Origin of the sequence: Paenibacillus jilunlii (genome assembly GCF_900102965.1) — a bacterium.
Classification (GTDB): domain Bacteria; phylum Bacillota; class Bacilli; order Paenibacillales; family Paenibacillaceae; genus Paenibacillus_AQ; species Paenibacillus_AQ jilunlii.
The window spans coordinates 1-25076 of the sequence record NZ_FNGM01000013.1 but is presented as its reverse complement, the minus strand read 5'-3'; the positions used below and the strand labels follow the sequence as shown (position 1 = coordinate 25076).

The 25076-nt window shown below is 46.9% G+C and carries 23 protein-coding genes and 1 rRNA gene; 11 read left to right on the top strand and 13 right to left on the bottom strand.

Going from position 1 to position 25076, the window contains the following annotated elements:
* Window positions 1-36 precede the first annotated feature (36 nt).
* Window positions 37-645, top strand: coding sequence for a spore protease YyaC (yyaC, locus tag BLQ82_RS20660; protein ID WP_062526102.1), 609 nt, complete (start codon window positions 37-39; stop codon window positions 643-645).
* Here the strand turns inward: yyaC and BLQ82_RS20655 are convergent.
* The 12 genes from BLQ82_RS20655 to rpmH all read right to left on the bottom strand — a co-directional run bounded on the left by BLQ82_RS20655 (window position 617) and on the right by rpmH (window position 12451).
* Window positions 617-1117, bottom strand: coding sequence for a DUF4446 family protein (locus tag BLQ82_RS20655; RefSeq protein ID WP_062526104.1), 501 nt, complete (start codon window positions 1115-1117; stop codon window positions 617-619). The two genes, yyaC and BLQ82_RS20655, sit on opposite strands and share 29 nt — an antisense overlap.
* A gap of 122 nt (window positions 1118-1239) precedes the next feature.
* Window positions 1240-2403 carry an aminotransferase class V-fold PLP-dependent enzyme gene (locus BLQ82_RS20650; RefSeq protein WP_062526106.1) on the bottom strand — a complete coding sequence of 388 codons (1164 nt, stop codon included), beginning with the start codon at window positions 2401-2403 and terminating at the stop codon, window positions 1240-1242.
* A gap of 96 nt (window positions 2404-2499) precedes the next feature.
* Window positions 2500-3342: a ParB/RepB/Spo0J family partition protein gene (locus tag BLQ82_RS20645; RefSeq protein WP_020425723.1), complete on the bottom strand. Its 843-nt coding sequence runs from the start codon at window positions 3340-3342 to the stop codon at window positions 2500-2502.
* Window positions 3335-4096 carry a ParA family protein gene (locus BLQ82_RS20640; RefSeq protein WP_062526108.1) on the bottom strand — a complete coding sequence of 254 codons (762 nt, stop codon included), beginning with the start codon at window positions 4094-4096 and terminating at the stop codon, window positions 3335-3337. The genes BLQ82_RS20645 and BLQ82_RS20640 overlap by 8 nt, the downstream gene beginning before the upstream one ends.
* 210 nt (window positions 4097-4306) lie before the next feature.
* On the bottom strand, window positions 4307-5122 hold the full coding sequence (noc, locus tag BLQ82_RS20635; protein ID WP_020425725.1) for a nucleoid occlusion protein: 816 nt from the start codon (window positions 5120-5122) through the stop codon (window positions 4307-4309).
* 640 nt (window positions 5123-5762) lie between these two features.
* Complete coding sequence (rsmG, locus tag BLQ82_RS20625; protein ID WP_062526112.1) at window positions 5763-6485, bottom strand: 16S rRNA (guanine(527)-N(7))-methyltransferase RsmG; 723 nt, start codon at window positions 6483-6485, stop codon at window positions 5763-5765.
* Window positions 6486-6488: 3 nt separating this feature from the next.
* On the bottom strand, window positions 6489-8375 hold the full coding sequence (mnmG, locus tag BLQ82_RS20620; protein WP_062526114.1) for a tRNA uridine-5-carboxymethylaminomethyl(34) synthesis enzyme MnmG: 1887 nt from the start codon (window positions 8373-8375) through the stop codon (window positions 6489-6491).
* A gap of 53 nt (window positions 8376-8428) precedes the next feature.
* Window positions 8429-9805, bottom strand: coding sequence for a tRNA uridine-5-carboxymethylaminomethyl(34) synthesis GTPase MnmE (gene mnmE, locus BLQ82_RS20615; RefSeq protein ID WP_062526116.1), 1377 nt, complete (start codon window positions 9803-9805; stop codon window positions 8429-8431).
* 108 nt (window positions 9806-9913) lie between these two features.
* On the bottom strand, window positions 9914-10648 hold the full coding sequence (jag, locus tag BLQ82_RS20610; RefSeq protein WP_062526119.1) for an RNA-binding cell elongation regulator Jag/EloR: 735 nt from the start codon (window positions 10646-10648) through the stop codon (window positions 9914-9916).
* Window positions 10645-11562, bottom strand: coding sequence for a YidC/Oxa1 family membrane protein insertase (locus tag BLQ82_RS20605; RefSeq protein WP_062526122.1), 918 nt, complete (start codon window positions 11560-11562; stop codon window positions 10645-10647). The genes jag and BLQ82_RS20605 overlap by 4 nt, the downstream gene beginning before the upstream one ends.
* Before the next feature lie 86 nt (window positions 11563-11648).
* Window positions 11649-11999, bottom strand: a complete 351-nt coding sequence (gene rnpA, locus BLQ82_RS20600; protein ID WP_020425731.1) for a ribonuclease P protein component — start codon at window positions 11997-11999, stop codon at window positions 11649-11651.
* Between the two features lie 317 nt (window positions 12000-12316).
* Window positions 12317-12451 carry a 50S ribosomal protein L34 gene (gene rpmH, locus BLQ82_RS20595; protein WP_019914530.1) on the bottom strand — a complete coding sequence of 45 codons (135 nt, stop codon included), beginning with the start codon at window positions 12449-12451 and terminating at the stop codon, window positions 12317-12319.
* Between the two features lie 352 nt (window positions 12452-12803).
* Here rpmH and BLQ82_RS32120 point away from each other — a divergent pair, with 352 nt between their 5' ends.
* From BLQ82_RS32120 to gyrB, 7 genes are all read left to right on the top strand, one after another.
* Window positions 12804-12941 (top strand): hypothetical protein, encoded by a 138-nt coding sequence (locus BLQ82_RS32120; RefSeq protein WP_157243843.1) that lies wholly within the window; start codon window positions 12804-12806, stop codon window positions 12939-12941.
* Between the two features lie 184 nt (window positions 12942-13125).
* Complete coding sequence (dnaA, locus tag BLQ82_RS20590; protein WP_062526124.1) at window positions 13126-14472, top strand: chromosomal replication initiator protein DnaA; 1347 nt, start codon at window positions 13126-13128, stop codon at window positions 14470-14472.
* A gap of 197 nt (window positions 14473-14669) precedes the next feature.
* Entirely contained in the window at window positions 14670-15812 is a 1143-nt protein-coding gene (gene dnaN, locus BLQ82_RS20585) for a DNA polymerase III subunit beta (protein ID WP_062526126.1), read from the top strand.
* Between the two features lie 48 nt (window positions 15813-15860).
* Window positions 15861-16088: a S4 domain-containing protein YaaA gene (gene yaaA, locus BLQ82_RS20580; RefSeq protein ID WP_025706827.1), complete on the top strand. Its 228-nt coding sequence runs from the start codon at window positions 15861-15863 to the stop codon at window positions 16086-16088.
* Between the two features lie 21 nt (window positions 16089-16109).
* A complete protein-coding gene (gene recF, locus BLQ82_RS20575) occupies window positions 16110-17228 on the top strand; it encodes a DNA replication/repair protein RecF (protein WP_062526128.1) in 1119 nt (372 codons plus the stop codon).
* Between the two features lie 16 nt (window positions 17229-17244).
* Window positions 17245-17493 carry an extracellular matrix regulator RemB gene (gene remB, locus BLQ82_RS20570; protein ID WP_062526129.1) on the top strand — a complete coding sequence of 83 codons (249 nt, stop codon included), beginning with the start codon at window positions 17245-17247 and terminating at the stop codon, window positions 17491-17493.
* 46 nt (window positions 17494-17539) lie between these two features.
* Entirely contained in the window at window positions 17540-19450 is a 1911-nt protein-coding gene (gene gyrB, locus BLQ82_RS20565) for a DNA topoisomerase (ATP-hydrolyzing) subunit B (protein WP_062526131.1), read from the top strand.
* Between the two features lie 71 nt (window positions 19451-19521).
* Here gyrB and BLQ82_RS20560 read toward each other — a convergent pair whose 3' ends face one another.
* On the bottom strand, window positions 19522-20409 hold the full coding sequence (locus BLQ82_RS20560; RefSeq protein ID WP_062526133.1) for a YheC/YheD family protein: 888 nt from the start codon (window positions 20407-20409) through the stop codon (window positions 19522-19524).
* Between the two features lie 336 nt (window positions 20410-20745).
* Between BLQ82_RS20560 and gyrA the strand changes: the two genes are divergently transcribed.
* From gyrA to BLQ82_RS20545, 3 genes are all read left to right on the top strand, one after another.
* Window positions 20746-23289: a DNA gyrase subunit A gene (gyrA, locus tag BLQ82_RS20555; RefSeq protein ID WP_062526134.1), complete on the top strand. Its 2544-nt coding sequence runs from the start codon at window positions 20746-20748 to the stop codon at window positions 23287-23289.
* A 196-nt stretch (window positions 23290-23485) separates the two neighbouring features.
* Window positions 23486-24586, top strand: a complete 1101-nt coding sequence (locus BLQ82_RS20550) for an HD-GYP domain-containing protein (RefSeq protein ID WP_062526136.1) — start codon at window positions 23486-23488, stop codon at window positions 24584-24586.
* 379 nt (window positions 24587-24965) lie between these two features.
* Window positions 24966-25076, top strand: a 16S ribosomal RNA gene (locus tag BLQ82_RS20545); the annotation flags it as partial.

Here is a 25076-nt window from a genome sequence, read left to right as displayed (position 1 = left end):
TTTTACATCTGCTCCGTCTAGAAAGGAAGATCATATATGAATTTCTCTTCGAAAGCTGTCCCTTTGCCGGAACCGTCTTGCTTAAAAATATCACATGCTGATCCCAATATCTATTCCGCCATTACGCACCGGCTGCTGTTTCATTTTTCCCGCACCAATGCGGACACACCTATTATTATCGTCTGTGTGGGCACAGACCGTTCTACAGGCGATTCGCTCGGGCCCCTTGTCGGGACTGCACTGGCCCGCTTCCACAGCCCCTTATTTCATTTATACGGGACATTAGACGAGCCTGTGCACGCTGTGAATTTAGAGGAAACCCTTACTCTTATTCACGAAAAACACAATAATCCATTCATCATCGGCATCGATGCCTGCCTGGGCCATTCCGCCAGTGTCGGCTGCATTCAAGTAGTTGATGGTCCGCTGAGGCCCGGAGCCGGGGTGAATAAGCAGCTTCCCCCTGTCGGAGATATTCATCTCACCGGAATTGTAAATGTCGGCGGGTTTATGGAGTACTTCGTCCTGCAGAATACAAGGTTAAGTCTGGTCATGCGATTGTCGGATATCATTGCTTCCAGCCTCTATTCCGCCTTAAAACAATGGAATCTCCATGCTAGCTCTGCTGCGACGCGAGAGCGATAACTTCCTTTTCCTCGGGTGACAGCGGATACTGCGATTCCCCGCCCTCCAGCGGTTTAGAGTAGATATAGGAATTTTCGCGGTTATGCAGACTGGTCAAGACTACACCGCTGCGGTTGTCGTCAATGATAGCAAGCGAGAAGCTCAGGTCATTCCCCCGCTCTCCAAAAGCATTGTACCGTTTCACCGCAACCTTTGACTTCATGCCGCGGAGTTTGACCTGTGCTGCCTCGATTATTGTTTTTTGCTCGCGTTGAACTTCTTCCAGCATATCCCCCTGATTTTTGAGATCGATCAATAAGCTCTCCAGATCTTCAATTCCATTGCCGTTCATCATAGCTTCATATTTCCGCCGCATTTTGCGGATCTTCGCTCCCTGTATCATCAATACAATTGCCAGCACGACGATGATCAGCGCAAAACCCATGATAAACATTGATAGCTGCTCACTAATAATTTCATTTAACTCCGACATGGTTAAACCATCCTTCTGTATAGATATAAGAACCCACCTGTTTGACGCACTACATCATCCATCTTCTATTTAATAAAGCTTTGCTTTTCTTAACAAAGGACAGTCTAGTTTTCCACTGCATCTCATCTTACACTTGTACGTCCGTACATTTCCAGCATGGCAGCTACCATCCGGTCAACATCCTCTTCTGTCGACGTAACGCCAACACTCGCTCTCACGGCTCCACTTTCTAATGTATATGCGGCTTTATGGGCGAGTGGAGTACAATGCATGCCTGCCCGCACCGCAATATTATATCGACGGTCCAAACGGTGGGCGATGTCTGCCGAATCCCGCCCCTCAACCACGAAGGATACAATTCCGCTCCGCTCGAAACCCATTTTAGGCCCAAGCAGCCGGATTCCAGGAATAACGGACAGTCCCTCCATCAACTTCTGAGTTAACTCCCACTCTTGGCGGTGAATATTTTCCGGTCCGAGCGACATTATTTTAGTCACACCCGCCAGCAGTCCAGCTATGCCTACCCCGTTTTGTGTCCCAGCCTCATAACGGTCAGGACGAACACTGGGCTGTCCGCTATTTTCCGACTGGCTTCCGGTTCCCCCCTGCATCAGCGGAATCAAATCCAGTTCAGGTGCGATGTACAGCCCTCCTGTACCCTGCGGACCCAACAAACCTTTATGCCCCGGAAAAGCAAGCAAATCTATATTCATTTTTTTTACATCAATGGCTAAAGAACCTGCGCTTTGAGCTGCATCCACCAGAAACAGTGCACCCTTAGATTTGGCAATATCTCCGATCTCACCAATTGGCAGAATACTTCCCAGGAGATTAGAGCTATGATTGCATATGATCATTTTGGTATCAGGTTTAAAGGTTTTTTGCAGCTCAAGCAAATCCACCTGTCCTTCAGGATCTACCTGCACATAATCAATAGAAATGCCTACCGTCTGGCGTAAAAATTCTAAAGGCCTGCGCACGGAGTTGTGTTCAGTCATTGTAGTAATCACGTGATCCCCTGGTTGAAGTGTACCCTTTATAGCCATATTTAGCCCCATTGTGGTGTTTTGGGTAAAGGCAATATCCTGGGCATTGGAGACGGATAAAAGTTCTGCGAGTTTGTTCCGTGCTCTCACCATCACCCGTCCTGCCCCAATCGCCAGCGAATGATTTCCACGTCCGGCATTTGCACCGGAATTATGCAAAGCATCCATCATGGCTGCAGCAACTTCAGGTGGTTTCGGCCATGATGTTGCCGCATGATCCAAATAAACGAGCTCCTCCATCTCCTCACCCTTACCTTATAATTTTAAAAAACATATCCCTCCATATCCGTTTTAAGGGATATCTCAGGATATGTTTTTCAGACAAAGATATCCATATCAATTACCCAATAGCTCCAACAGTCTTTCCAGGTCTTGGGCACTGTAATAGTTCAATTCAATTTTTCCTTTTTCCTTACCCTGTTTTATTTTCACTGTCGTCTTAAATCTCTCACGCAATTGTTCTTCCACATTATCAATGTATGGATCACGTTTCACGACTTTCGCTTTAATTGCCCCGGCCGGTTTGCGGTCGAGGTTTTTCACAACCTCTTCCAGCTCTCTAACACTCCATTGTTGTTCTACACATTGTTCTGCTAGTTGTTTAACTGTTTCAGGATCTTTCAGCGCTACAATTGCTCTAGCATGTCCCATAGAAATTGTTCCACGTGAAACATATTCCTTCACTTCTTCTGGCAAGGACAGCAAACGCAAAAAGTTGGCAATATGTGATCTGGATTTTCCAACTTTTAGTGAAAGTTCTTCCTGGGTAAGCGCAAATTGATCCATCAGCCCTTGGTAAGCCACTGCAATTTCCATCGCATTCAGGTTTTCGCGCTGCAGGTTCTCAATTAGTGCAATTTCCATAACCTGTTGGTCACTAAGGCTGCGAACGACAGCTGGAATTGTTGCTTTGCCACAATACTGCGACGCTCTGAATCTGCGTTCACCGGCAATGATTTCATAACCCTTCAGAACACTCCGGACGATGATTGGCTGGATTACCCCATGTTGTCTTATCGACTCAGCCAACTCTTGAATCGCATCCTCATTGAAATCCTTGCGCGGTTGATAGGGGTTCGCCCGCAACTGCCCTAAAGGTATCTCCACAACCTTATCATCTTCGTTGATTGACAAGGATGGTATTAATGCATCTAGACCTTTCCCTAAACGCTTACTCATAAGAGATCACTTCCTTTGCCAACTCTAGGTACACTTCCGCTCCTTTGGAGCGATTGTCATACGTAATTATCGATTGCCCATGTGATGGAGCTTCACTTAATCTCACATTACGAGGAATAATTGTTCTATAGACCTTCTCCTGAAAATACTTTTTCACTTCTTCGATAACTTGAATCCCCAGATTCGTTCTGGCATCCAGCATCGTCAACAGAACTCCCTCTATCTTCAGATGAGGATTGAGGTTCTTCTGAACCAGACGAACAGTATTCAATAGTTGACTCAAACCCTCCAGAGCGTAATATTCACATTGAATTGGAATAATCACAGAATCCGCGGCTGTAAGCGAATTAATGGTAAGAATACCCAGTGAAGGAGGGCAATCGATAATAATATAATCATAATTCGACTTGACCGCATTCAATGCTTTCTTCAACTTCAGTTCTCTGGAAATGGTGGACACCAATTCAATCTCTGCACCCGCCAATTGAATCGTTGCCGGAATAATATGCAGACCTTCGATTTGAGTCTCCAATATCGTTTCCTGTGGATTTGCTTCATTAATAAGAATATCATAAATGCAATTTGCTACATCCGCTTTGTTGATGCCAACGCCGCTAGTAGTGTTTCCTTGTGGATCGATATCAACCAGAAGCACTCTTTTTCCTAAGGTAGCCATTCCGGCACCCAGGTTGACAGAGCTCGTTGTTTTACCGACACCACCCTTTTGATTTGCTATTGCAATAATCTTGGACACTAATTTCACCTCGAATTGTTAGAAAGAATCATCTTGTAGGTCATGAGTTGTACGGCGCAATCGCCTGTTGAATTGTGGCATCAATGTACGAGAAATATAGGCAAATATACAGGGTTAGCTTCATGTTTGATCTTTTGGCAGGATGCGCTGGTTCAGGTCACAGAAAAGGCGGCCAATCACCTCAGGGCCGCCTTCAGCTTTTTAAACCATTTATCTTTTTGGGATTTGAATAACAATCTCGTAATGGTCGCCGCGGTCATTTTCGGAGGTTTTAATTTCCATTCCCGAACCCGTAACCATATCTATGGATTGACGAATTGTATTAAGAGCGAGACGAACATCCTTCGTGTAGGAAACCCGTTTTGACTTTTTAGTCTTTGAAACTTCTTTATAAAAGGCAATGCGGGCTTCTGTTTGTTTCACATTCAACCCTTTGGCAATGATCTCGCCCAGCACCTTCAGTTGCATTTCCACACTGTCCAGCGACAGCAGTGAACGCGCATGACGTTCCGTGATTTGTCTTTCCATCAACGCTGTTTTCACTTGTTCAGGAAGCTGCAGCAAGCGAATTTTGTTAGCAATAGTTGATTGGCTTTTGCCAAGCCGCTGTGCCAGGCTTTCTTGAGTCAACTGATGAAGATCGATTAATTTCTGATATGCGATAGCCTCTTCGATAGAGGTCAAACCCTCACGCTGCAAATTTTCAATTAGAGCAATAGAAGCAGCCTGCGAATCATTGAACTCACGAACAATGGCCGGGATTGTTTCCATGCCCAGCTTTTTAACTGCCCGCCAGCGGCGTTCTCCGGCAATAATCTCATACAGGGAATCACGCACACGAACAACAATTGGCTGAATAACCCCATGAGTTTTGATAGTCTGACATAGCTCGTCTATCTTTTCGTCATCAAAAATCGTCCGTGGCTGATATGGACTGCTGATGACCTCATGAACCGGGATCTGTTTGACCTCTTCTCCGCTGCTCCGCTCGGTAAATCCAAAAAGCTTGGTGAATTGTTCTTTCATTCCGTTCATAACCACCTAATTTCGTTATAGTACGATCTTCTTGACCTTGCCTAGCGAAAAGCTTATCGTACAGCAAGTAGAAACGGCTATGCCGTCCTCAAAGGAGCATATGCTTCCGAAGCAGCGAAACCAGCATCGCTTTCAGGTACCCGTTTCAATGAAACAGCCTGGCATTAACCTAAGCTTCAAGCCATAATATATTGGAGACTCTGCAGCGATTCAATTACTTTCTCATGAAAAGTCTTACTATATTATTCTATCACTTTTTAGTCCATAATCCTATTCTCCAAAGAGACCTATTTTTCCTGCATTTTCTGTTGTTACATTCCAACTATATAAATTGAACTTGTGATTTTTCTATTTGGGATTGGTCGTGACTCCAGGGAATGTTTGGACTTCCGTCCGCTGCCCATCTGCAGATTTCTTGATTGTATACCGTTATTAACGGTGGGAATCTGCAGACAAAGGCGGACGCTACCGATCCTACAGTTCCAAACTTCTCCTCCGCCACTTCTCCCTTCCTTGTAATATTTTTAAATTCAATTTGTATAGGAGGAAACGCAAAAAACAAGCCCCCAAGGATTGGAAGCTTGATTTTGTATACACCAGATATGAATGGTAAATGTTTCACGTGAAACAATCAGACCAGCGGAGCTTTGGCAGGCATTCCTGCTTTACGCGGATATTTTGCCGGTGTCGCTCCTGTTTTACGGATGATAACAATATGCCTTGCCGACTCTTCCACAGGAAGTGTGAATGACTCCACCTTCTGTAATTCGGCACGCAATTCTTTAAAGCTGCGTTTAGCCTCTGTTAACTCCTCTGCTGGATCATTGCCCTTCATCGCCGCAAATAAGCCATCTTTACGCGTAAACGGAAGGCAAAACTCATTCAGCAGCGACAAGCGTGCAACTGCACGCGCAGTAACCAAGTCATAAGCATCGCGGTGACTAAACTGGCGTGCCACATCCTCTGCCCTGCCATGGATTAACTGTACATTCTTTAACTGCAGCGTGTCACAGACATGTTGTAAAAAAGATATGCGTTTGCTGAGAGAATCCACAATCGTTAGCTTTAAATGCGGAAAACAGATTTTTAAGGGGATTCCGGGAAATCCGGCGCCGGAGCCGATATCTGCCAGTGTGTTGACCTCCCCCATATTCATGAAAAATGCCAGGGAAAGTGAATCGTAAAAATGTTTCATGTACACCTGCTCACGTTCGGTTATGCCTGTCAGATTCATTTTTTCATTCCATGAAACAAGTTCTGTAAAGTATAGCCCGAACTGCTCCAGCTGCTTTGGTGATAATGTAATTCCTTGCGCTTGTAATAAAGCGGTAAACTGCACTGCAGTATTATCCATAGATTATCCTTTCGCTGCCGTCACACGGTTATAGTGCTCCAAATGCACAAGAAGAATGGAAATGTCCGCTGGTGTTACACCGGCAATTCGCGATGCCTGTCCGATCGATATAGGCGCTATCTTGGTCAGCTTTTGCCGTGCTTCCATGGCCAATCCGTGAATCTCATTATAATTGATATCATCGGGAATCTTCTTTTTTTCCATCTTCTGCAGTTTCTCAACATGCTGAAGCTGTTTTTCGATGTAACCAGCATATTTAATCTGGATTTCCACCTGTTCCTTCATCTCCTCATCCAGCTCCTCAGGAGAAGGAGAAACAAGGTCAACAAAGCTATAGGCAACTTCCGGACGCCGCATTAGGGTCAGTAGGTTGCTTCCATCCACAATAGGTGCAGATTCATATTCGGCAAGTGCGGGATTAACCTCCACAGGTTTAACCTTTGTTTCCCGGAGACGTATGATTTCACGCTCTACCCGTTCTTTTTTATCCAGGAAAGCTTCGTAACGCTGTTCCGGAATCAGACCAATCTCATAACCAATGGGTGTCAAGCGCAGATCCGCATTGTCATGGCGAAGCAGTAAGCGGTATTCCGCACGTGAGGTCAGCAGGCGATATGGCTCATTGGTTCCTTTGGTAACCAGATCATCGATCAGTACGCCAATGTACCCTTGCGAGCGGTCCAGCACAACCGGCTCCTTCTCCTGAACCTTGCGTGCCGCGTTAATCCCGGCGATTATACCTTGCCCTGCCGCTTCCTCATAACCGGATGTACCGTTGATCTGTCCAGCCGTGAACAGCCCAGGCAAACGTTTGGTTTCCAGTGAAGGCCAGAGCTGGGTTGGAACCATTGCATCATATTCAATAGCATAACCATTGCGCATCATTTCAACCTTTTCCATTCCCGGAATAGAGCGGAGTATGGCTAACTGAACATCTTCCGGAAGACTGGTGGACAACCCTTGGACGTAATATTCCGCAGTATTTTTCCCTTCCGGCTCCAGGAATATCTGATGCTGTGATTTATCGCTGAAACGAACCACCTTATCTTCAATAGAAGGACAGTATCTTGGACCTGTTCCTTCAATAATACCCGTGAACATAGGAGCCCGGTGCAGGTTGTCATTAATAATCTGATGGGTAACCTCGGAAGTATAAGTCAGCCAGCAGGGAAGCTGTTCATTATCGGATGATTTAGTTTCAAAAGAAAAGAACTTCGGTTTCTCGTCCCCCGGCTGAATCTCGGTCTTGGAGAAATCAATGGTATCCTTATGCACCCGTGGCGGTGTGCCTGTCTTAAAACGTACAAGGTCAAAACCAAGCTCACGCAGATTCTCGGAAAGTCTCACCGAAGGCTGCTGATTGTTTGGGCCGCTCTCATAAGTCAGCTCACCCATGATTACTTTGCCGCGCAAATAGGTTCCTGTAGTCAGGATGACCGTTTTACTGTGGTATACCGTACCTGTCTTTGTAATTACACCGGCACATCTGCCATTCTCCACAATCAGCTCTTCTACCATTCCCTGACGAAGAGTCAGATTCGGTGTTTTCTCCATCGTTTCTTTCATTGCATGCTGGTACAGGAATTTATCGGCTTGCGCACGCAATGCATGTACGGCAGGGCCTTTGCCTGTATTGAGCATACGCAGCTGAATAAAGGTTTTATCAATATTGCGGCCCATTTCGCCGCCCAGCGCATCAATTTCGCGCACAACATGCCCTTTGGCAGGACCGCCAATGGACGGATTGCATGGCATGAAGGCCACCATATCCAGGTTGATTGTAATCATCAGCGTGCGGCAGCCCATTCGCGCTGCGGCAAGGGCTGCCTCGCAGCCGGCATGGCCTGCGCCAATGACCACTACGTCATAGCTGCCTCCATCATAACTCATATGTGATACCTCCCAGGTTCTTCTTTATAGTAGCTGCACTTCAGCAAGCGCAGTTATTTTCCTAAACAAAATTGCGAAAAGATTTGATCCAGCAGTGAATCAGCTGCCGTATCGCCAATAATCTCTCCGAGCTGTTCCCATGCCAGACGCACATCAATCTGAATCATATCAATGGGAATAAGCATACCTGCAGCCTCATAGGCATCCTGAAGCGATTTATATGCTTTTTTGAGCAGAGCGATATGCCGCACATTGCTTACATAAGTCAGATCGCCCGATTCCAGCTTGCCTCCAAAGAAGAGTTTAGAAATTGCTTCCTCCAGCTTATCCAAACCTTCTTCCTCCAGCACAGACATCCGAACAATGCTCGATTCGCTGAAATAAGTGAGCAGCTTGTCCTTTTCCAGCCGGGAAGGTAAGTCCATTTTATTCATGATGACCAGTGCTTGTCTACCTTGGATTTGTTCCATTAATGCCAATTCATCCTCATGCAGCTCATCGGCAGCGTTCAGAACGAGCAGAATCAGATCTGCATCGCTAAAGGCCGCTTTGGAGCGTTCGACACCTATTTTCTCCACCACATCCATGGTTTCGCGAATTCCAGCGGTATCCAGCAGTTTAAGCGGAATATTATTAATGGTTACGTACTCTTCTATAACATCACGCGTTGTACCGGGAATATCGGTTACAATCGCTTTGTTGTCACGGGCAAGTGCATTGAGCAAAGAAGATTTGCCTACATTGGGGCGGCCGACAATGGCCGTCGTGATGCCTTCGCGCAGTATTTTTCCTTCATTTGCTGTTTTGAGCAGTTTGTTAATTCCCTCCATAACCTCACTGCTTTTGTCTTTAATAAATTCGGCAGTCAAGGATTCCACATCATGCTCAGGGTAGTCAATATTCACTTCGATATGAGCCAGCATTTCAATAAGGGTATGGCGGAGCTTATGAATCCTGTCGGATAGGGAACCGCTAACCTGCTTGAGGGCAACCGAAAAAGCCCGGTCCGATTTGGAACGGATCAGATCAATTACCGCCTCCGCTTGTGAAAGGTCAATACGTCCACCCAAAAACGCGCGTTTCGTGAACTCTCCGGGTTCCGCAAGTCTAATATCGCGCTGCAGCAGTAAGTCCATTACTCTGCGTACCGAGATTACTCCGCCATGTGCGCTAATCTCTACTACATCCTCGGTAGTGAAAGAACGCGGACCCTTCATTACGGTTACCAGCACTTCTTCCATCCGCTCTCCATCAACGGGACTAATGATATGCCCGTAATGAACGGTATGCGATTCCACTTCAGTCAGCGGTGTTTTGCCGCGGAACAATGGAGCCACCTCCGCTACTGCCTGCGGGCCGCTAACCCGGATAATTGCAATGCCTCCCTCGCCTAATGCCGTCGATACGGCAGCAATGGTGTCACTATGCATTCTCTATTCACCTCAATTTTATCTGCTTCAGCTTAGCTGACAGGTTCTTTATTCCAAAAAAACAATGACCCCTTACATTGGTCAAGGAGTCATTGCGGCATATATTCTCTACTTCAATGTGATAACGACACGGCGGTTCGGTTCCTCGCCCTTGCTTAGCGTGTTTACTTGCTTGTGGTCCTGCAATCTGGAGTGGATAATCTTCCGCTCCTGCGGTGACATCGGCTCCAGCACAACCTCTTTGCGGGTACGGACAACCCGTCCTGCCAGACGGTCAGCCAGCTCCTCCAGCGTCTTCTTACGGCGTTCGCGGAAGTTCTCCGCATCCAGCACAAGACGGATAAAACTATCGGAATAACGGTTGGCCACAATATTGGCCAAATACTGCAGAGCATCAAGAGTTTGTCCTCTTCTGCCGATCAGCAGTCCCAGATCCGGGCCAGCTATCTGCAGAACAGTTGATTCCTTGGCATGAACGACTTCCACTTCCACCTCGAGCCCCATGCTCTTGGCGACATCCACAATGAAATGAACGGCCTCTTGGTAAGCTTCCTCCACCGGGTGTCCGGAATCTTGGCGCGGTACACCGCCGGCAGCCTCCTGTTTGCTCTCTCTTGTTGACTGCTGAGGCAGAGACGGAGCACTCGCCGCTGATGCCGGTGCGGCTTCGGCAATCAAGGTCAATTCCACCTTGGCACCTTTCGCACCGATCAATCCCAGGAATCCTCTTGATGGCTGTTCAAGTACGTTGACCGTTACCCGGTCCTTGTGAACTCCAAGCTGGCTCAGTCCCCGTTCTACAGCTTCTTCAATGGTTTTCCCTGTCGCGACGACTTTGCTCATTTTGACTTTTTGGCCTCCTTCTTTCCTTTGCTGCTATTGCCTTTCGCAGCTGGAGTGACATCCTTGCGCGCGTTAGTGTTCTTGGTCTTTACCAGATTGACCTCTTTGGCATTACCGCTACCAGCACCGGCAGTGGCGACAGCCAGCTTGGCCTTGTCGTTGTTGCGGTATAAGAAGTAGTTCTGAATAATGGTATACAGGTTACTATAGAACCAGTACAGCGGAAGCGCTGACGGGAAGTTGTAGGACATGATGAAGATCAGAACCGGATACACCATCATCATGAACTGCATTGGCCCCTGCTGCTGTACGGGGTTCATCTTGGTCATCATCCGGGTCTGCAGGAATGTGGTGGCAGCTGCAAGGAGAGGCAGGATGAACAGATGGTCGGGCTTACCGAGCTGCAGCCATAGGAACGAGTGCTCTCGCAAAGACGGGTTATAATAAATCGAGTTGTAAAGCGCGATAAAAATCGGCATTTGCACAATCAGCGGCAGACAGCCGGCCATTGGATTAACCTTGTTCTCCTGGAACAGGCGCATCGTTTCCTGCTGCACCTTTTCAGGTGTATCTTTATATTTTTTCTTAATTTTTTCGAGTTCCGGTTGAATGGCCTGCATTGCACGCGAGCTCTTCACCTGTTTCATCGTTAACGGCAGAATAAGCGTACGGACAATAATAACCATTACAAGGACGGCAAAACCATACTGTCCATTAAACCATTCAGCGAATGTATCGAGCGCAATGGCAAAATAATAAACGACGTTACTCTGCCAGAAGCCCCCATTCTTTAAATCCTCCGTAGTGTGCGTCACGGTTGACGACGGAGCGCACCCCGACAGAACAGCAATCATCAATACCATTACACCGAGGAGAAGAAACCATTTTCCTCGTCTAGTCTTCATTAGAGACACTTCAAAACCCCTCTCTTAAACATTCCATTGCACCGTAAATCATACCATATTTATGAATACAAATAAACAAGCCCCTTATGCCCCCATTACGTGCGTGAAGCCTTGAGCAGCTTGGCTTTGCGAAGCACATGCAGCACGCTTTTCTCCAGCTCGGCATAATCCTTGGAGAGCGCTCCTTTTCTTACGATGAACACCATATCAAGCCCCCCGGCAATTTCCGGTTCATGGTGCCTGACGATCTCTTTGACCAGCCGTCTCATCCGGTTGCGGACAACCGCGTTTCCGACCTTCTTGCTGACCGACACCCCCAGCCGGAACCGCTCCACCTCTTTTCTGTTGAACCAATACACTACAAACTGATGATTGGCAAATGACTTCCCATGGCGGTATACGCGGCTGAAGTCGGCACGGTTTCGTAATCGTAAACTTTTGTGCACGGGAATCTCCTATTCAAAGACCGGATTCTCAGCGCTCCGGAATTTTATCTTCTAATTAGTATAGTCATCGGGGAGCCGGCATAAACAGCTCTTGCCGCATACCTCTTGAAAGCCGCACCCGATACATGCATATATTAAAAAGCCCCGCAAAGTATAGCCAACACTGACTTAGGCGTATTCCTCTGCAGAGCCAAATCATATCCTTAGAATAAGAAGAAACGGCAAACCCTAATCCTCAAAAGGTCAGACCCGTTTCTGCGGGTATATAAGGAAGCATTTAAAAAAGGACCACCGCAGTGGTCCCTAAGTGGCCTAACTTACGCACTCAAAACTTTTCTGCCTTTCAAGCGGCGGGCTGCCAGCACTTTACGGCCGTTTTTCGTGCTCATTCTTTTGCGGAAACCATGTACCTTCTTGCGTTTGCTCACATTCGGTTTGAACGTCGGTCTCATGTATTGCACCTCCCTTACAGGATCATAATTACTGTCATATAAGCAGAAACGGACTAAGCCGCCCTTAAAGTAGGGACAGTATCTACAAGTATTATCATTTTAATATGGAGACATATCCTCACAGAAAACACCTTTATATATTTAAACACATAATCGCTGTAAAAGTCAACCTTGTCCGCGCACATGCCAGTCCTCCTCTTTTCACGGCTTTTATCCACAGTCCTGGTTTCCTAAAAAATAATCCACAGCGCTTTACAGTTATCCACCTGTGACCAAAATTAAAATGAAATACTCACAGCTGCGCACAACCTGTGTATAAAAAAAGTCGAGGTTCGAAGAGATCTGTCGAATCGTGAACAAATTATCAACAATATGTAGTGTTGTTCCTAAAATTTATACACAAGTGATTGAATTTGTGGATAAAATCGCCCTGCTCATTGAAAAACAAGGGTGGTTTTGCTATGATGGTATTACTTTTGAATGTGAATAGATTTGTTTGTTCTCTATATTATCAACAAGCTGTGGATAAAGTTGTGAACAATTCAAATTTATCCATATTTTTTTGTCTCTATATATTGCCTATTGGGGATAAGATTTCGCAACAACCCATTTTCTTCGACATTTCCACTTCATGGCTGACGCCACATTTGGAAGATTTAAAGGAGTGACAGTCTGTGGACAGCCATACTTCCGAATTATGGCAGCAAATTTTATCGATTATTCAAACCAAGTTAAGCAAGCCGAGCTTTGATACCTGGTTTAAGGCAACGAAGGCGCTTACCTTCAGCCCCCAGGCCCTAATCATCTCGGCGCCTACAACCTTTGCTGTAGAATGGCTGGAAAGTCGTTATACCAAATTGGTAGGAGCTACGGTTTATGAAGTGACCGGAGAGCAAGTCGAGGTCAAGTTTGTGATTGAGGAGAATAAGCCGGCCGAGCCGGTCGTGCAGCAAATGGCCCCTTCCCCGGCGGTATCGCGTGAAGAAGCGCAGACCCATTTGCTCAATCCCAAGTACACTTTCGATACGTTCGTCATCGGTTCCGGAAACCGTTTTGCGCATGCGGCCTCACTGGCTGTGGCAGAAGCACCCGCAAAGGCTTATAACCCTCTGTTTCTATACGGTGGTGTAGGATTAGGTAAAACTCATTTAATGCACGCAATCGGACATTATGTGCTGGAGCATAACCCTAACAATAAGGTCATCTACATCTCGTCCGAGAAGTTCACGAATGAGTTCATCAATTCCATCCGTGATAACCGCGGTGAAAGCTTCCGCAACAAGTACCGCAATGTTGACATATTGCTCATTGACGACATTCAATTCCTCGCCGGCAAGGAATCAACACAGGAGGAATTTTTCCATACGTTCAACGCTTTGCATGAAGAACGCAAGCAAATTATTATCTCAAGCGACCGTCCCCCAAAGGAAATCCCCACATTGGAAGAACGGTTGCGCTCCCGGTTTGAATGGGGACTCATCACCGATATTCAACCGCCGGATCTGGAGACGCGAATTGCCATTCTTCGCAAGAAAGCCAAAGCAGAGAACCTCGACATTCCGAATGAAGCAATGATGTACATTGCCAATCAGATCGATACGAACATCCGTGAGCTGGAAGGGGCTCTAATCCGGGTAGTCGCCTACTCTTCCCTGACCAACCAGGATGTAACGACCCATCTGGCAGCCGAGGCGCTCAAGGATATTATTCCTTCCAGCCGGCCGAAGATGATTACCATAGGTGATATTCAGCAAAAAGTCGGAGAATATTACAATTTGCGCATGGAAGACTTCAAGGCGCGCAAACGCACCAAGGCTGTAGCTTTTCCCCGGCAAATCGCCATGTATCTCTCCCGCGAGCTAACGGATTATTCGCTGCCCAAGATTGGAGAGGCGTTCGGAGGACGGGACCATACAACCGTTATCCATGCCCATGAGAAGATTACACAGTCATTAAAGGTAGACCAGGAGTTGTACAAAGTGGTAAATAATCTTGCGGAGAAAATTAAAAATCCTTCCTAAGAGGAACTAAGAGCCTATACACAATCTATACACATGTGGGTAGGCTTAATTTTATGCTGTTTTCCGGGTTATCCACATAAACCGGGCCCCTACTACTAATACTATTAAATAACTATAATAATTCATCTTCTAAGAGCCGCGTTGCGAAGTGAATAAACCACCACCGGTTTCCCAATTTTTCAGCTAGGAGTGAAATCATGAAAATAAGCATTCTCAAAAATGAGCTCAACGAATCGATAGGTCACGTATCCAAGGCAATCTCCAGCAGAACCACCATCCCGATTCTGACCGGCATTAAGTTCGAAGTCAGCCATCAGGGAGTTACCCTGACTGCCAGCGATACGGATATCTCCATCCAATCCTTCATTCCTGCAGAAGATGACAGCCAGACGATCGTAAAAGTCGAGCAGCCCGGAAGTGTTGTGCTTCCAGCCAAGTTTTTCGTGGAGATCATCAAGAAGCTTCCCTCCAAAGAAATCCACATGGAAGTCAAAGAAGGCTTTCAAACCTATATCTCTTCCGGTTCCACCGAGATTCAAATCGTCGGCCTTGATCCGGAGGAATTCCCTGTACTGCCCAGCATTGAAGAGAATGATACAATCTCTTTGCCTGGCGATCTGCTGAAAAATATGATCAAACAAACCGCTTTCTCCATCTCCACCCAGGAGACGACCCCTATTTTGACAGGGATTCTGTGGAATCTTAGCGATAATGAATTCAAATTCACGGCCACTGACCGCCATCGTCTGGCTACAAGAGCTGCGCATCTGGAAGGTACGGAAAGCGTCCAATTTGCGAATGTCGTCATTGCCGGTAAAACGCTGAACGAATTGAGTAAAATTATTCCGGACCAGAATATGCTGGTGGATATTGTCGTTGCCGATAACCAGGTGCTGTTCAAAATCGACAAGGTTCTGTTCTACTCACGGATCCTGGACGGGATTTATCCGGATACTTCTAGGATTATTCCAACCGCCTACAAAACAGAACTAACTTTGGACACAAAAAAACTCAGCGAATCGATTGACCGTGCTTATTTGCTGTCGCGTGAGGAAAAAACGAATATCGTACGCATGCAGACGCTGGAAAACGGTGATGTTGAGATTTCATCCAGCTCGTCAGAGCTTGGAAAGGTCCGGGAAGAGCTGGAGGTTATTGATTTTAAAGGCGAGCCGCTGAAAATCTCCTTCAACTCGAAATATATGCTGGATGTGCTCAAGGTTGTAGAAAGTGAACAGCTCGTCATTGCTTTTACCGGAATGATGAGTCCGATCATTCTGAAGCCGCTGGATGAAAGCCGCAGCCTGTACGTAATTCTCCCATACCGGACAACCAATTAATGCCGCTGTCCATCCACATGTGGATAAGTGGCTGAAAGGGCAAAAATCATGAAAAAAATACTTATCCACAGTGAATATATTAAGCTCGACCAGTTTTTGAAGCTCTCCGATTGTGTATCCACAGGCGGGATGGCCAAAGCCTTGCTGCAGGAAGGATATGTGCAGGTCAACGGGGAAAAGGAAGACCGTCGTGGAAGAAAGCTGTACCCGGGTGATAAAGTAGAGGTTCAGGACAACGGCGTTTTCGAGGTTGAAGGCGGCGGAATAAAAGAATAACACTCGGGGAGGCTCAGCTTCGTGTTTGTCAAAAATATCGGTCTGCAGTATTACCGCAATTATGGGCTGCTGCGTCTGGAGAGCCTGGGCGATGTGAACCTGATCCTCGGTCAGAATGCCCAGGGCAAAACCAACCTTATGGAGGCTCTGTTTGTTCTGGCCATGACCAAGAGTCACCGTACCTCCAAGGATAAGGAGCTTATTTCCTTCGATGCTCCGGCAGGCTCTGCGCAGATAGTGGCTGAGGTCGAGCGGAAATACGGTGATTTGAAGTTGGAGCTGACCTTATCCGCACAGGGCAAAAAAGCCAGAATTAATGGGCTGGAGCAGCGCAGGCTCAGTGAGTTCATCGGTTCTTTAAATGTCGTCATGTTTGCTCCTGAGGATTTGGAGATTGTCAAAGGGACCCCCGGCATAAGACGCCGGTTCCTCGATATGGAGATTGGCCAGGTACAGCCAAGCTACCTGTTTCATCTGCAGCAATACCAGAAGGTGCTGCTCCAAAGGGGCAATTTACTGAAGCAGTTATGGGGCAAAGAGGCTGCCGGCAAAGAGCTTTTGGAGATATGGGATGCCCAACTTGTAGAACATGGTGTTAAAATCGTCAAAAAAAGGAAAGAATTCATAAAGAAGCTGCAAATATGGGCAGAAAGCATTCATCGTGGCATTACAAACGGAGGAGAAGAGCTGAAACTATTGTATGTTCCTTCTTTTGGTGAGCGCGAAATGGAAGATGAAGCTGTCTTATTAGACAATTTTATGTTAAAGTTATCACAAACGAGAGATCAGGAAATCAGGCGCGGCATGACGCTGACGGGTCCCCATAGGGATGACCTGTCCTTTTTTATCAACGGAAGAGAAGCTCAGGTCTACGGCTCCCAAGGGCAGCAACGCACGGCAGCTTTATCGCTCAAGCTGGCGGAAATCGAGCTGATCCATGAAGAGATCGGAGAGTATCCTGTGCTGCTTCTTGATGATGTTTTGTCCGAACTTGATCCCTACCGTCAGACCCAGCTTATCGAAACCTTTCAAAGCAAGGTGCAGACTTTTATTACCGCCACCGGGATTGAAAGTCTGAGTGCCGATAGATTAAAAGGCGCAAGCCTATATCATGTGCATGACGGCAAAGTGGAGATCTAAAGAGCGGAGGAAGACCATGTATATTCATTTGGGCGGGGAGAAGATTATTCGATCCTCAGAGTTAATCGCTATTTTTGATATCTCGATTGAGAAGTCCTCCAAGATATCGAAGCAGTTCATTGTTCATTCCGAGCAGGACAAGAAACTGGAACGAATCGGTGAAGAGGAAGCGAAGTCCATTGTCGTAACCAAAAATACTGTATATTACTCCCCTATCTCCTCCTCCACTCTCAAAAAAAGAGCCAAAATCTTGTTGGAAATATAACGTTGTGTGAGTTACAAGAGATAATCTGAAAGAAGTAGGTGAAGGCATGTCAATGAATCAACCGACATATGATGAGAGCCAGATTCAGGTACTGGAAGGGCTGGAGGCAGTTCGGAAACGTCCCGGCATGTACATCGGTTCTACTAGCGCCAAAGGTCTGCATCATTTGGTCTGGGAGGTTGTCGATAACAGTATCGATGAGGCGCTGGCAGGCTATTGCGACCGGATTCAAGTGAAGATTCATGAGGATAACAGCATTACAGTAATCGATAATGGACGGGGTATCCCTGTCGGTGAGAATGTGAAGCTGAAGAAGTCGACGCTCGAAGTCGTCATGACGGTCCTGCATGCAGGGGGGAAATTCGGCGGCGGTGGATATAAAGTATCAGGCGGTTTGCACGGTGTAGGGATATCCGTCGTAAACGCCTTGTCCGAGAAGGTTGTTGTGAACGTCAAGCGTGACGGCCACATTTACCAGCAGGAATATAGACGCGGTGCGCCACAGTATGATATCAGGATCATTGGTGATACCGATGAGACAGGGACAACAACAACGTTTCATCCGGATCCAGAGATTTTCACCGAAACCACAGTATTTGAATATACGACATTGCTCACACGCATTCGCGAATTGGCCTTTCTTAACAAGGGCATTGAGCTTTCGCTGCTGGATGAACGCACCGGTGTCTCTAATGTGTTCAAATACGAAGGCGGTATTGTTGAGTATGTAAAGTATCTGAACGAGAAAAAAGAAGCGTTGCACGAGGAACCAATCTACGTAGAAGGTTCCCGCGATATGATTGCGGTGGAAGTTGCTCTGCAGTATAACGATTCCTATACAGAGAACATTTACTCTTTTGCCAATAATATTAATACCCATGAGGGCGGGACCCATGAATCCGGCTTCAAAAGCGCTTTAACCCGGATCATCAACGACTATGCCCGTAAAACGGGAGTCATTAAGGACAGCAGCTCCAATCTTACCGGCGATGATGTGCGTGAAGGATTGACAGCGATTATTTCCGTTAAGATTCCAGAGCCGCAATTTGAAGGCCAAACCAAGACCAAGCTGGGCAACAGTGAAGTCCGCGGTGTTGTAGAATCTCTCTTCGGAGAGAAGCTGCAGGAGTTTTTGGAAGAGAATCCGGCAGTTTCCCGGCGTGTGCTGGAGAAATCCATGCAGGCTTCCCGTGCCCGTGAAGCGGCCCGCAAGGCCCGTGAGCTGACTCGCCGTAAAAGTGCACTTGAAGTAAGCGCCCTGCCGGGTAAGCTGGCAGACTGCTCCTCCAAGGATGCTTCCATCAGCGAGCTGTACATCGTCGAAGGAGACTCTGCAGGCGGTTCTGCCAAGCAGGGCCGTGACCGTCATTTCCAGGCGATTCTGCCGCTGCGCGGCAAGATCCTGAACGTTGAAAAAGCGCGGCTCGACCGTATATTGTCCAATGCTGAAATCCGGGCGATTATCACCGCTCTGGGAACTGGCATCAGTGATGATTTCGATCTGTCCAAAGCCCGTTACCATAAGGTTGTTATCATGACCGATGCGGATGTCGACGGTGCCCATATCAGAACACTGCTGCTGACCTTCTTCTACCGCTACATGCGGAAGATTATCGAAGCGGGCTATATTTATATCGCCCAGCCGCCGCTGTTTAAGATTGAACGCAATAAGGTCGTTCGCTATGCTCAGACCGAGAAGGAACGTGATGAAATTATTGCCAGCTTCGGCGAGAATGTTAAAGTCAACGTTCAGCGGTATAAAGGCCTTGGGGAAATGAATGCGGCTCAGCTGTGGGATACAACTATGGACCCTGAGAGCCGTATGATGCTGCAGGTCACCATTGAGGATGCAATTCTCGCCGACGGAATCTTTGATACGCTGATGGGCGACAATGTCGAGCCGCGGCGGGAATTTATTCAGGAGCATGCACAATCCGTGCGTAACCTGGATATTTAATACGTGGCAGTTTGTTGTAATGAACCTCCGTTTTCTCTATTTGTGATAAATAAGAGAGCGGAGGTTCTTTTTTAATGTCTTTTAGCCCGTTTGTATCGACGGACTGAGGCGGGGCGGGCTTTTTTTAATCTGCCGTAAGCCCGGGCATAGCTGCGGATCTTGCGGTAATTAGACTTATTCTGAAAGCTGCTGAATACAATAATGGATGGAAGCGTATTGACCTCCAGCAGCCATAGATCATGATGTGAATCTATAGCTACATCAAGTCCAATCTCTTTAAGACCCGGATAGGCGGTTTCTAGCTGTGCGGCAATTTTTACGCCCATAAATTTCAGCTTCTGAATGGTCGCGTTCATTTCATCTGGAATCATATGCGTTTTTAGCAGATTGCGAACGGTATAAATGCTGCCCCCACTGTGGTAGTTAGTGACAACTTTTTGTGGAGCGGCTACTCTGCCCAGCATCCCCGTGGTTTCCCATGCTCCTGAAAGGTTTTTTTGCGTAAGTACCCGCAGATCGAAAGGGCGGTCCTGATGACAGAGCAGATCAATACCCTGCTGGATCAAATACGTACGTCCTCTAATCCGCGGCAGCAAGGCTGCATGCAGCTCCTGTGGTGAGGAGAAGGCCTCTGCATCTTTTGCATAGCGCAGAATATACATTACTTTTTGTTCAACAACTACATCACTCTCCACGATCCCATGGGTTAAAGCGCAGTCACTGCTCCCGGGTTGACGGTCACTGGGGCTTAAATGAACCGTACGCTGTTCTGCCCTCATTACCCCGCTGCCATAAGTCCCGCGATCTGGCTTAATATATACCGTTCCGTAAATCCCAAGCAGTTCTACTAACGCCTCCAGGCTGTATTTTCGCGTTTCGGGAATAAATACAGCCAACTGGCGGTTGGATAAAATGACTTTCGTCTTGGCCCATTTACTGGACACCCGCTGAATCTTCATGACCTGCCTCCTTCAAAGTATTACGAGCAGTAAACTACAATTCATATTCATAGAGTCAGGCATTGGCATTTGAAATTTCAGGACAAGCAACCCAAACAATGTTATAATATAAGGATATGGGGCTATGTCTTTTGGGACAAAATAAGAGTTATAGAGCCTTTCTTCTTGTCTTTACATTCTATGTGCTGAAGGCAATGGCGGAGCGGGCGTATACCCTTATCCCGCTAAAGAAAATCATTATAGAAGATAAAAGGCTATCATGTTTAATTGTGCTGCTTTTGTGAAAGTAATATAATTAAGGGTAGCGGTTTTTAACTGAAGGAGGTCCAGCAACTCATGGCTGAACAAAATAACCCGCAAGTCAAAGATCGGGACATTGGTGAGGAAATGCGCGAATCCTTTATGGATTACGCGATGAGCATCATTGTGAGCCGGGCTTTGCCGGATGTGCGGGACGGACTTAAGCCTGTCCACCGACGCATTTTGTTTGCGATGTCGGAACTTGGAATGTTTGCCGATAAACCTCATAAGAAATCAGCAAGAATCGTCGGTGAGGTTATCGGTAAGTATCATCCTCACGGGGACTCTGCTGTTTATGAAACGATGGTCCGGATGGCGCAGGATTTCTCAATGCGGTATATGCTTGTCGATGGCCACGGGAATTTTGGCTCAATTGACGGAGACATGGCAGCAGCCATGCGGTATACCGAAGCCCGGCTCTCCAAAATTGCCGGAGAAATGCTACGCGATCTGAATAAAGAGACCGTTGATTTCGCACCCAACTATGATGGTGAAGAGAATGAGCCGGTAGTATTGCCTGCCCGCTATCCGAACCTGCTTGTTAACGGGGTATCTGGTATCGCTGTTGGTATGGCTACCAATATTCCTCCTCATAACCTGGGAGAGGTTATTGACGGTGTGCAGGCGATGATCAAAAATCCTGACATTACACCCATGGAACTCATGGAATATATTCAAGGCCCGGATTTCCCAACGGCTGGTTACATTCTAGGCCGTGAGGGCATCCGCCAAGCTTACCGTACAGGCCGCGGATCGGTAACCATGCGGGCCAAAGCGGATATCGAAGAAAATAACGGCAAAGCGCGGATCATTGTAAGTGAGCTGCCTTACCAGGTCAACAAAGCCAGACTGGTTGAGAAGATCGCTGAATTAGTGCGTGAGAAACGGATCGAAGGCATTACAGATCTCCGGGATGAATCGGACCGCAATGGTATGCGTGTAGTTGTTGAGATGAGACGTGATGTGAACCCGAATGTGGTGCTGAATAATCTTTACAAGCATACCTCGATGCAGTCTACATTTGGCATCAACATGCTTGCTATCGTTAATAACGAACCGAAGATTCTTAATCTCCGGGATGTACTGCACCATTACTTGCAGCATCAAATAGAAGTTATTCGTCGCCGGACGATTTTTGACCTCAAAAAAGCTGAGGCACGGGCGCATATTCTGGAAGGATTGCGTATCGCACTGGATCATCTGGATGAAGTTATTGCTTTGATCCGCGCTTCCCGCACGACTGATATTGCGCGGGATGGCTTGATGAGCACATTCAGTCTCAGCGTAGAGCAGGCACAAGCCATCCTGGATATGCGGATGCAGCGTCTGACCGGCTTGGAACGTGAAAAAATTGAGAACGAATATAATGAGCTGTTGGCTAAGATTGCTGAGTACCGTGAGATTCTGGCTAATGAGCATCTGGTACTCGAGATAATCAGCAACGAGCTTCAGGAGATCCGTGACAGGTACTCTGATGACCGCCGTACAGAAATCACGGTTGGAGAAGAAAGCATCCTTGATGAGGATCTGATTCCGCGTGAAGAGGTTGTCATCACGATTACGCATACCGGATATATTAAGCGTCTGCCGGTCAGCACCTATCGCAGCCAGAAGCGCGGAGGCCGCGGTGTTATGGGGATGGATACCAAAGACCAGGACTTCGTGGAACATCTCTTTGTGAGCAACTCCCACAATTACCTGATGTTCTTTACCGATAAGGGCAAGGTATACCGGATCAAGGCTTATGAGATTCCGGAGCTTGGACGGACTGCGCGGGGGACACCAATTATCAACCTGATTCAGATTGAACAAGGGGAGAAGATTAGTGCTGTAATCCAGGTGGAAGATGCCGACAGCGACAAATACCTCTTCTTTGCTACCCGTGAAGGGATCGTCAAGAAGACACCTCTGGAGGATTACAACAATATCCGCAAAGGCGGATTGATTGCAATCAACCTCCGTGAGGAAGACTCCCTAATCGAGGTTAAGCTTACGGATGGCGAGCAAGACCTGATTATCGGTACTGCACGCGGAATGTCGATTACGTTCTCAGAGAATGATGTCCGTTCTATGGGCCGCAGCGCAACCGGCGTAAAAGGTATTACACTTGATGCCAATGACCATGTTATTGGGATGGATTGTGTAGACAAGGAGCTGGAAGTACTGATTGTAACCTCCAAGGGTTATGGTAAACGTACCCCTGCCCTGGACTATCGTTCCCAGACCCGTGGCGGCAAAGGGATCAAGACCATTAACCTTACCGACAAGAATGGTCCTGTAGTTGGACTGAAGGTTGTCAAAAAAGACGAGGACCTCATGATCATTACAACGAGCGGCACCCTGATCCGTACCAGCATGGATGGTATTTCTACCATGGGACGTTATGCTCAAGGGGTTAAGCTGATTAACATCCGTGAAGATGATGCTGTGGCTACGCTCTGCAGAGCCGATAAGAGTGAAGAGGATGAATTCTCCGAGCAAGAGGCTGGCGAGGAAGTTACAGGCGGAGTTGCTGGGGAAGCTGGGGACGAAGTCCAGTCTGAGACAGTATCTGATGGTGAAGAGGGTCCTCTGGAGTAAATTAATATCAAGAGCATGGGTTTCTATTTACAGAAACTCATGCTCTTTTTTGCGTACCTGCAGTTGAATTGAACATATTTTGCAATTAAATTTAAGGAAAATCCCTGCTCCATCTAGCCGCTTGCAGTTATCCATACTATAATTAGAGAGTTATATTACTGGGCACAAGTGTTTCAGAAACAGAGGGGCTGATTGTATGCCAAGCATATCCGTAGGGGAAGTAAAGCCAGGGTCGAAGATTGTTAAAGATGTGGTAACACCTTTGGGAGGGGTTTTATTCACCAAGGGGAAAATCATACTGCCGCGGGATATTGAAATCCTGCAGGCTTTTTTGATCCAGCACATAGAGATTGAAGGCGCCCAGGAAGAGAACAAAGCTCCTGAGTCAGCCAAGGCAGTCACCAAGCATACAGCCTCCAAGCCAGGGGCATTAATCAATGAGTCTCAGCTTGCCAAAAGCAATTCTCCGCTTCACGATGAATATGAGAAGATGCTGGCTCTTGTTAAGAAAAGCTATGCTTCTGCTGCAGCTGCCCAATTGCCTATACTTGAATTGCGAAGCCAGTTGGAAGTACTGATCAGTCATTTAAAGGACTATCATATTCTGAAGTTTGCACCGCGCGTTCTTTTTGACCAGGATTACAATTATCACAACGCAGTGCTCTCTGCATTAACCTCCTACAAAATCGCCCAGTGGTGCGGGTACCCGCAAAAGGATTGGATGCAGACCGCATTTGCAGGCCTGCTGCATGACATAGGAAACGTTAAAGTGGATGCATCACTGCTGCAGAAGCCAACACCATTGGATGCCAGTGAGATAGAAGAAGTCCGCAGGCACACCACTTACGGGTACCAGCTGCTGCGCAATGTTACAGCTATCAATGAGGGCGTTCGGCTGGCCGCATTGCAGCATCATGAGAAGATCGACGGTTCAGGATATCCACTCCGGCTGGAAGGCAGCCAGATCCACTTCTATGCCAAGATCGTGGCCGTGGCTGATATATTCCATGCCATGACGCTGGAGAAGGCTTATAGAAAGGCACAGTCCCCATACCTGGTTCTGGAGGAGTTACTGGCTGAGAGCTTCGGGAAGCTGGACCCGGTCATTGTTCAAACATTCATTCAAAAAACAACCGATTTATATAACGGTACAAGAATACGCCTTAGTGATGGCCGCCATGGTGAGATTATATTTACAGACCGCAGCAATCCTACCCGGCCCATGGTCAAGGTTGAAGGTGTGATCGTTAATTTAATGCTGGAGCGGGAGTTGTATATTCAGGAGATCATTGCTTAATACTATATAGGGTGTAACATTTATAGGGCTTTAAAGCTATTCCCTGCTTAGCTGCTTTGTTTTAAGCGGTGTATATGGAATAGCTTTTTTTCTTATAAAATAATGCTTGCAATGAATCTCTGTACATGGTATATTCTTATTCCGGCCATGAAAGTTAAACGCCGAGCTCGATAAGAAGTTAAAAAAAGAGCTTGCATTAATCGGCCGAACGTGATATATTATAAGAGTTGCTGGTGACAAGATAATATAAGCCAACGACGAGCTTGATCTTTGAAAACTGAACAACGAGTGAGTGGGATTTCACACAAGTGAGATCCAAAATTAGAGAATGCAAATTCTCGTCAGATGTTTCAAAATGAGCAATCGCTCTTTTCAATACTAATTGGAGAGTTTGATCCTGGCTCAGGACGAACGCTGGCGGCGTGCCTAATACATGCAAGTCGAGCGGAGTCTTGTTGGAAGCTTGCTTCCAACCTGGCTTAGCGGCGGA

Bases quoted from the DNA above. Each gene is read 5' to 3' on its own strand.
- mnmE (WP_062526116.1), bottom strand. From the start codon at position 9,805: ATGCATAGTGACACCATTGCTGCCGTATCGACGGCATTAGGCGAGGGA.
- BLQ82_RS20655 (WP_062526104.1), bottom strand. From the start codon at position 1,117: ATGTCGGAGTTAAATGAAATTATTAGTGAGCAGCTATCAATGTTTATC.
- rpmH (WP_019914530.1), bottom strand. From the start codon at position 12,451: ATGAGACCGACGTTCAAACCGAATGTGAGCAAACGCAAGAAGGTACAT.
- yaaA (WP_025706827.1), top strand. From the start codon at position 15,861: ATGAAAAAAATACTTATCCACAGTGAATATATTAAGCTCGACCAGTTT.
- yyaC (WP_062526102.1), top strand. From the start codon at position 37: ATGAATTTCTCTTCGAAAGCTGTCCCTTTGCCGGAACCGTCTTGCTTA.
- BLQ82_RS20550 (WP_062526136.1), top strand. From the start codon at position 23,486: ATGCCAAGCATATCCGTAGGGGAAGTAAAGCCAGGGTCGAAGATTGTT.
- BLQ82_RS20650 (WP_062526106.1), bottom strand. From the start codon at position 2,403: ATGGAGGAGCTCGTTTATTTGGATCATGCGGCAACATCATGGCCGAAA.
- mnmG (WP_062526114.1), bottom strand. From the start codon at position 8,375: ATGAGTTATGATGGAGGCAGCTATGACGTAGTGGTCATTGGCGCAGGC.
- remB (WP_062526129.1), top strand. From the start codon at position 17,245: ATGTATATTCATTTGGGCGGGGAGAAGATTATTCGATCCTCAGAGTTA.
- BLQ82_RS20645 (WP_020425723.1), bottom strand. From the start codon at position 3,342: ATGAGTAAGCGTTTAGGGAAAGGTCTAGATGCATTAATACCATCCTTG.
- dnaN (WP_062526126.1), top strand. From the start codon at position 14,670: ATGAAAATAAGCATTCTCAAAAATGAGCTCAACGAATCGATAGGTCAC.
- gyrA (WP_062526134.1), top strand. From the start codon at position 20,746: ATGGCTGAACAAAATAACCCGCAAGTCAAAGATCGGGACATTGGTGAG.
- gyrB (WP_062526131.1), top strand. From the start codon at position 17,540: ATGTCAATGAATCAACCGACATATGATGAGAGCCAGATTCAGGTACTG.
- jag (WP_062526119.1), bottom strand. From the start codon at position 10,648: ATGAGCAAAGTCGTCGCGACAGGGAAAACCATTGAAGAAGCTGTAGAA.
- rsmG (WP_062526112.1), bottom strand. From the start codon at position 6,485: ATGGATAATACTGCAGTGCAGTTTACCGCTTTATTACAAGCGCAAGGA.
- noc (WP_020425725.1), bottom strand. From the start codon at position 5,122: ATGAAAGAACAATTCACCAAGCTTTTTGGATTTACCGAGCGGAGCAGC.
- BLQ82_RS20560 (WP_062526133.1), bottom strand. From the start codon at position 20,409: ATGAAGATTCAGCGGGTGTCCAGTAAATGGGCCAAGACGAAAGTCATT.